The following is a 7,090-nucleotide window of genomic DNA, read 5'->3' as shown; positions in this document are numbered from 1 at the left end:
CCACGTCCACAACACCCTCCCCGATGCCGCCCTGTCCGGCTGCCTCAGTCGCTGAGGCCTTCGAAGAATTCCTTCATCCGGGAGAAGAAGCCCGTCGATTGCGGCGAGTTCTCGGAGGAGGAGATGTCCTCGAACTCCTGCAGGAGTTCGCGCTGGCGGCGCGACAGGCTCTGCGACGTCTCGATCGAGATCTGGATGAAGAGGTCGCCGGTCTGCGTCGAGCGAAGCACCGGCATGCCCTTGCCCTTGACGCGGAACTGCTTACCGTACTGCGTGCCCTCGGGAACCTTGACGCGGGACTTGGCGCCGTCGAGCGTCGTGACCTCGAACGAGCCGCCGAGCGCGGCCGTCGTCATCGAGATCGGCACCTTGCAGAAGAGGTCGGCGCCGTCGCGCTGGAAGAACTCGTGCGGCTTCACCGACAGGAAGATGTAGAGGTCGCCCGCAGGTCCGCCGCGCAGGCCCGCCTCGCCCTCACCGGCGAGTCGGATGCGCGTGCCGTCCTCGATGCCGGCCGGGATGTTGACCGAGAGGTTGCGCTCTTCCGGCAGGCGCCCGTCGCCGCCGCACTTGCCGCAGGGGTCGGCGATGATCTCGCCGCGCCCCTGGCAGGTCGGGCAGGTGCGCTCGATCGAGAAGAAGCCCTGCGCGGCGCGCACGCGCCCGATGCCGCCGCAGGTCGGGCAGGCCTTCGGCGCCGTGCCCGTCTTGGCGCCGGTGCCGTGGCACTGGTCGCACTGGATCGTGGTCGGCACGCCGATCTCGGCGGTCTTGCCGGTGAAGGCCTCCTCGAGGCTGATCTCCATGTTGTAGCGAAGGTCCGAGCCGCGCTCGCGCCCCGACTGGCCGCCCTGGCGCCGTCCGCCGGCGCCGCCACGCCCGCCCATCATCTCGCCGAAGATGTCGTCGAAGATGTCAGCCATCGAGGACGCGAAGTCGCCCCGGCCCGCGCCGCCGCCGTTCTGGAACGCGGCATGGCCGAACCGGTCGTAGGCGGCACGCTTCTGCGGGTCCTTCAGGACCTCGTAGGCCTCGCCGATCTCCTTGAACTTCAGCTCAGCCGTTGCGTCGCCCGGGTTCTTGTCCGGGTGATACTGCATGGCAAGCTTGCGGAACGCGGCCTTCAGGGTCTTGTCGTCGCAACCCTTCACGACGCCGAGCATCTCGTAGTAATCGACCTTCACGGACAAGCGTATCACCGTTCTCGTGCGCATCGGACCAGCCGTCCGGTGCAGTCATGATGTGGAGACGGAAAGTCCAGCGAAGTTCCGTCGCGGGCCCGATGTAGGCGTGGAGGGTCCGCGTTACCATAGGACAGCGGCCAGCAAAAGCGGATGGAGCTTGCGCGGACCCGTCGCCGCCGCGTCAGGCCGAGGCGAGCGTCGGCGGCCGGGGCTTGGCATTGCGCTCGCCCGCCAGCCGACGCCCGAGCGGCCCCTCGACGAAGCGCGCCGACAGGAAGGCAAGCGCGATCGTCGCGAGCATCGGGATCGGCAGGAAGGCGTAGAAGCTCATGATCTCCCGCGGCTCGAGGATCCGCTTCCACAGGAAGGACAGGAGCACGATCTCGCAGGCCGCGTGGAGGATGTAGATGCCGAAGGACAGGCGCAGGAGCGGCATCGCCGGCTCCAGCCGCTCGGTGGAGCGGGGCCGCGCCCCCTCCGACAGGCCGATCAGGAGGATGGCGAGGAAGAGGAGCGCCAGCGTCAGGTGGACGAGCGCGGCGGTCGCCATGGTGAGGAGCGCAGCGCCAAGCGCGAGCAGTCCCGGCGCGTGCGAGGTGACGGCGAGCGCGCGCCGCGCGACGAGGGCGGCTGCGAGCGCGCCCGCCGTGAAGTCGGCAAAGGCGCGATAGGCGCCGAACGTATCGGCATTGGTCCAGTGGCCGCTCGGAAAGACGCCGGCATAGCTCCAGACCTCGAGCACCGCGATCCAGCCGAACAGGAGGAACGCGAGGCCGGCGATACCCGCGCGGCGCCAGACGAGGACGACCGCCGGAAACAGGAGGTAGCAGAAGAACTCGGCGCTGACCGACCAGCTCGGATAGTTGAAGGTGAGCCGGTCCGTCGTGCCCCAGGCATGCACGGCGAGGACGTGCAGCGGCAGGTCCGCCATGTTCCAGCGCGGCAGGTCGTGCAGCGTGACGAGGCCGAGCGCGCCAGCCGCGCCGATCGAGCCGAAGAACAGAAGCGTCAGGAAGTGCAGGGGATAGAGCCGCGCGAGACGCCGGCGCAGGAAGCGCCGGTAGTCGCCCATCGTGTTCATGCGCGGCGCGTAGCGCGCGGCGATCACGAAGCCGGAGATCATGAAGAAGGCGTCGAGAAGCGGCAGGAGATGGTGCAGGGCGTCGGTCGCGACCTGGGCCTGCGTGCCCGGCGCGAAGAACATGAAGTGATAGGTCATCACCAGGATCGCGGCCGAGAAGCGCCAGCAGTCGAAGATCCGGTAGTGCATCGTCAGGTCTCGCTGGGCAGGGCGACGGCAAGGCCCCGCTCGCCATCGAGCGAGGCAGGGGAGCGGGGCAGGGGAGCGGACCGAGGAGCGCGTGGAGCCCCTCGGCGCCGATTCAGGCGGCCCGGCGGGCCGGCGCGTGGCGAAGGGGTGCGCGGGTGCGCTCCTCGCCGATCTCGAACTGCGCGACGAGATCGCGCAGTTCCCCCGCCTCGCCCCGCAGCGACTGGCTAGAGGCCGCCGCCTCTTCGAGCATCGCCGCGTTCTGCTGGGTGATCTGGTCGATGTGGGAGACGGCCGTATTGATCTCGCGGATGCCGGTCGACTGCTCGGCCGCGCCCTTCGCGATGGCCGTCACCTTGCCGTCGATCTCCAGAACCTTGGCCGCGATGCCCTGGAGCGAGGCGCCGGCCCGCTCGACGAAGGTCACGCCGACCTCGACCTCGTGCGAGGCGCGGGCGATGAGGTCCTTGATCTCCTTGGCGGCTTCGGCCGAGCGCTGGGCGAGCCCGCGCACCTCCTGCGCCACCACCGCGAACCCGCGTCCGGCCTCGCCGGCGCGTGCCGCCTCGACGCCCGCATTGAGGGCGAGGAGGTTGGTCTGGAAAGTGATCTCGTCGATCACGCCGATGATCTTGGCGATGCGGGCCGAGGAGTCCTCGATGGCGCGCATGGCGTCGATCGCCTGGGCGACGATCTCGTCGGAGGCCTGCGCGGCGGCGCAGGCGCCCTTCACCGTGGTGGTGGCCGATGCGGCATGGCCCGCGCTCTCGTTGACGCGCAGCGTGATGTCGGCGAGCGCGGCGGACGTCTCCTCGAGGCTGGCGGCCTGACCCTCGATCCGGCGCGCCATCTCCTGCGCGGCCGCGCTGATCTCGCCGGTGCCGCCGTCGATGCTGGTGACGATGCCCGAAACGGTCCGCATCGTCGACTGGAGCTGGCCGACCGCCGCGTCGAAGTCGGTGGCGAGCTTGGCATAGGAGCCGCCGATCCGGCCCGACAGGCGGCAGGTGAGGTCGCCGGCCGACAGGCGGGCGAGGCCGCTGCCGAGAAGCGCCACCACTTCGGCCTGCTCGGCTGCGGTGCGCGCACGCTCCTCTTCGCCCTCGCGGCGCGTCGTCTCGGCCCGCACGCGCTCCTGCGCGGCGACGGCCTCGGCCTGACGGCCCGAGGCGAGCTCGTGGCGGAAGCCTTCGAGCGCGGTGGCGAGCGCGCCGGCCTCGTCGCGGCTCCCCTGTCCCTCGACCGGCCGCGTGTAGTCGCCGGCGCTGAGCGCCTCGACGCCCGCCAGCAGCCGCTGCAGCGGTCGGCGCACGACGCGGTGCGAGGCGAAGGCGAGGACGCCGAGCGAGATCGCGACGACGAGAAGACCGCCGCCGACGAGGAGTAGGCGCTCGTCCCGAACCGGGCCGGCGACGACAGCGGCAGGCACGTCGACCAGCGTCGCCCATGTGAGATCGAAGCCGGGGACCTGGAACGGCAGGGCGACGCGGGTCGCGCCGTCCGGCAGCGTCCCAAGGACGCGCGGCTGGCCGTCGGCGGCCGCCTTCGCGAGATCGGCCGAGCCGATGTCCTCGTAGGGCTTGGTGCGCATCGCCGCATCGGGCGCGACCAGCCACTTGCCGTCGCCGCTGACGAGGAACACCCGGCCGGTGCCGAAGGGCTGCAGGGCCGAGACCGTGGCGGCAAGCTCGTGCATGCCGATGTCGATGCCGGCGACGCCGATCAGCTTGCCGCCCGCCATGACGGGATAGGCGGCCGACGACATGAGGACGCCGGTCTCGGACAGGTAGGGGGCGGTGAGGTAGCCCTTGCCGCGCGCGACGGGCTCCTTGTACCAGTCCGCGTCGTATTTCGCGGTGAAGGTGCTGTAGTCGGCGCCGCCGGTCTTGCCCTTCGTCCAGTAGGGGGTGAAGGCGCCGTCCTTGTTTGAGCCGACGGCCGCGGGATCGCTCGTCCCGTCGATGCCGCCCGGCGCTTCCGCCATCCAGGAGCCGAAGAGGTTGGGGTAGGAGCCGATCGCCGGCTTGAGGAGCGCGACATAGGCGGTGCGGTCCCTGAGGCCCGCCTCGTGCATCGCCCCGATCGCACCCGCCGTCGCGTTGCCGACCGCGGTCGCCTGACCGAGCCCGATGCCGATCGTGTTGGCGACGATGCGCGCCTCGGCGGTCGCGCGGTCCAGCGCCATCGCCTCGATCCGGTCCGCCGAACTCATCGAGATCCAGGTGAAGGCGCCAGCCAGTACCAGGGTCACCGCGCCTCCCGCGGCCAGGATCAGCTTGGCGGACAGGGAACTGGACAGCGATTTCATGGCATCCTCGGAGCGAGATGTCAGAGACGGGTTCCAACGACTCTGGAGGATGACTGATAAAATTTCGTTGTGCGGCGCCAGATGGCGAAAGGTTCCGCAGGACGACATGAAAAAGGCCCCGGCGGGAGCATCCCGCCGGGGCCTTCCATTTCCAAGCGTTTCAGAGGTCGATCAGGCCGACTTCTTGCGCTCGTCGTCCTGCACTTCCTCGAAGTCCGCGTCGACCACGTCGTCGCGGCCGCCCTGCGCGGTCGAGGCATGCGGCTGGGCCGCCTCGTCCTCGCCGGCCTGGCTCGCCTCGTACATCGCCTGACCGAGCTTCATCGAAGCCTCGGCGAGCTTGTCCGACTTCGCCTTGATGGCGTCGGCATCGGCGTCGGCCTTGTCGAGCTCGGCGCGCAGGTCCGCGATCGCGTCCTCGATCGCCTTGCGGTCGGTCTCGGAGACCTTGTCGCCGTAGTCCTTAAGCGACTTCTCGGCCGAATGGACGAGGCTCTCGCCCTGGTTCTTGGCCTCGACCGCGGCGCGGCGCTTCTTGTCGGCGTCGGCGTTGGCCTCGGCTTCCTTCACCATCTTGTCGATGTCGGCGTCCGAGAGGCCGCCCGACGCCTGGATGGTGATGCGCTGCTCCTTGTTCGTGCCCTTGTCCTTGGCCGACACGTTGACGATGCCGTTGGCGTCGATGTCGAAGGTCACCTCGATCTGCGGCACGCCGCGCGGTGCCGGCGGAATGCCCTCGAGGTTGAACCGGCCGAGCGACTTGTTGTCGGCGGCCATCTCGCGCTCACCCTGGTAGACCTGGATGGTCACGGCGTTCTGGCCGTCCTCGGCGGTCGAGAAGACCTGGGACTTCTTGGTCGGGATCGTCGTGTTGCGGTCGATGAGGCGCGTGAACACGCCGCCGAGCGTCTCGATGCCGAGCGACAGCGGGGTCACGTCGAGAAGAAGCACGTCCTTCACGTCGCCCTGAAGAACGCCGGCCTGGATCGCGGCGCCCATGGCAACGACCTCGTCCGGGTTGACGCCCTTGTGCGGCTCCTTGCCGAAGAAATTCTTCACGACCTCCTGGACCTTCGGCATGCGCGTCATGCCGCCGACCAGCACGACCTCGTCGATGTCCGACTGCGTCAGGCCGGCATCCTTGAGGGCCGCCTTCATCGGGCCGACCGTGCGCTGCACGAGATCGTCGACGAGGCTCTCGAACTTCGAGCGCGTCAGCTTCAGCGTCAGGTGCTTCGGACCGGAGGCGTCCGCCGTGATGAAGGGCAGATTAATCTCGGTCTGCGAGGCGGACGAAAGCTCGATCTTGGCCTTCTCAGCCGCTTCCTTCAGGCGCTGAAGGGCGAGCTTGTCGTTCTTCAGGTCGATGCCCTGGTCCTTCTTGAACTCGGACGCGAGGTAGTCGACGAGGCGCATGTCGAAGTCCTCGCCGCCGAGGAACGTGTCGCCGTTGGTCGACTTCACCTCGAAGACGCCATCGCCGATCTCGAGCACCGACACGTCGAACGTGCCGCCGCCAAGGTCATAGACCGCGATCGTCTTGCCGTCGTTCTTCTCGAGGCCGTAGGCAAGCGCCGCCGCCGTCGGCTCGTTGATGATGCGCAGGACGTCAAGGCCCGCGATCTTGCCGGCATCCTTGGTCGCTTGGCGCTGGGCGTCGTTGAAGTAGGCGGGGACGGTGATGACGGCCTTCTCGACCTTCTCGCCGAGATAGGCTTCCGCCGTCTCCTTCATCTTCTGCAGGATCATGGCCGAGACCTGACTCGGCGAATACTTCTCGCCGTGCGCCTCGACCCAGGCGTCGCCGTTGCTGGCGTTGACGATCTTGTAGGGGACGAGGCCCTTGTCCTTCGCCACGGTCGGGTCGTCGTAGCGACGGCCGATCAGGCGCTTCACCGCGAAGAGCGTGTTCTCGGGGTTGGTCACCGCCTGGCGCTTGGCCGGCTGGCCGACGAGACGCTCGTCGTCGTTCGAGAAGGCGACGATCGAAGGCGTCGTGCGCGCGCCTTCCGCGTTCTCGATCACCTTCGCGGTCTTGCCGTCCATGACGGCGACGCAGGAATTGGTGGTTCCGAGATCGATGCCGATCACCTTCGCCATTGTCTGTCTCTCCTTGTTGAGCGTGTGGCCCGGACCCTCGATCGAGGCGTTCCGCGTGGCCGCACCTTGGATGGGATTCCGGTTCGCCGAGGGGCTCTCGAAAACGGCCGCCCCGGCGGGCTGAGGGCTATATATGAACGGGCTTTGGGGGGCGCAAGACGGTCTCTGGCCCGTCCGTGCCGCCTGTCGCGGTGGGCGGTGAACCGGCGGCCAGCCGGGCAGCATCGC

General features: G+C 68.8%; 4 protein-coding genes. All 4 read right to left on the bottom strand.

The window, feature by feature from the left end; translation table 11 throughout:
- Positions 1-44: 44 nt before the first annotated feature.
- Positions 45-1,214 carry a molecular chaperone DnaJ gene (gene dnaJ / locus QZ753_RS03520; RefSeq protein ID WP_294641278.1) on the bottom strand — a complete coding sequence of 390 codons (1,170 nt, stop codon included), beginning with the start codon at positions 1,212-1,214 and terminating at the stop codon, positions 45-47.
- A gap of 151 nt (positions 1,215-1,365) precedes the next feature.
- Positions 1,366-2,454, bottom strand: a complete 1,089-nt coding sequence (locus tag QZ753_RS03515; protein ID WP_294641276.1) for an acyltransferase family protein — start codon at positions 2,452-2,454, stop codon at positions 1,366-1,368.
- 112 nt (positions 2,455-2,566) lie between these two features.
- Entirely contained in the window at positions 2,567-4,762 is a 2,196-nt protein-coding gene (locus tag QZ753_RS03510) for a methyl-accepting chemotaxis protein (RefSeq protein ID WP_294641274.1), read from the bottom strand.
- Between the two features lie 171 nt (positions 4,763-4,933).
- On the bottom strand, positions 4,934-7,087 hold the full coding sequence (gene dnaK, locus QZ753_RS03505; RefSeq protein WP_294641272.1) for a molecular chaperone DnaK: 2,154 nt from the start codon (positions 7,085-7,087) through the stop codon (positions 4,934-4,936).
- Between the last annotated feature and the right edge of the window lie 3 nt (positions 7,088-7,090).

The organism is uncultured Aureimonas sp. (assembly GCF_913775355.1).
In the GTDB taxonomy this organism is placed as follows: Bacteria; Pseudomonadota; Alphaproteobacteria; order Rhizobiales; family Rhizobiaceae; genus Aureimonas.
This window is presented reverse-complemented; position numbering and strand designations above follow the sequence as displayed.

What these genes read in the sequence shown, in the direction of transcription:
- dnaJ (WP_294641278.1), bottom strand. Translation starts at nt 1,214, where the DNA reads ATGCGCACGAGAACGGTGATACGCTTGTCCGTGAAGGTCGATTACTAC.
- QZ753_RS03515 (WP_294641276.1), bottom strand. Translation starts at nt 2,454, where the DNA reads ATGCACTACCGGATCTTCGACTGCTGGCGCTTCTCGGCCGCGATCCTG.
- dnaK (WP_294641272.1), bottom strand. Translation starts at nt 7,087, where the DNA reads ATGCTGCCCGGCTGGCCGCCGGTTCACCGCCCACCGCGACAGGCGGCA.
- QZ753_RS03510 (WP_294641274.1), bottom strand. Translation starts at nt 4,762, where the DNA reads ATGAAATCGCTGTCCAGTTCCCTGTCCGCCAAGCTGATCCTGGCCGCG.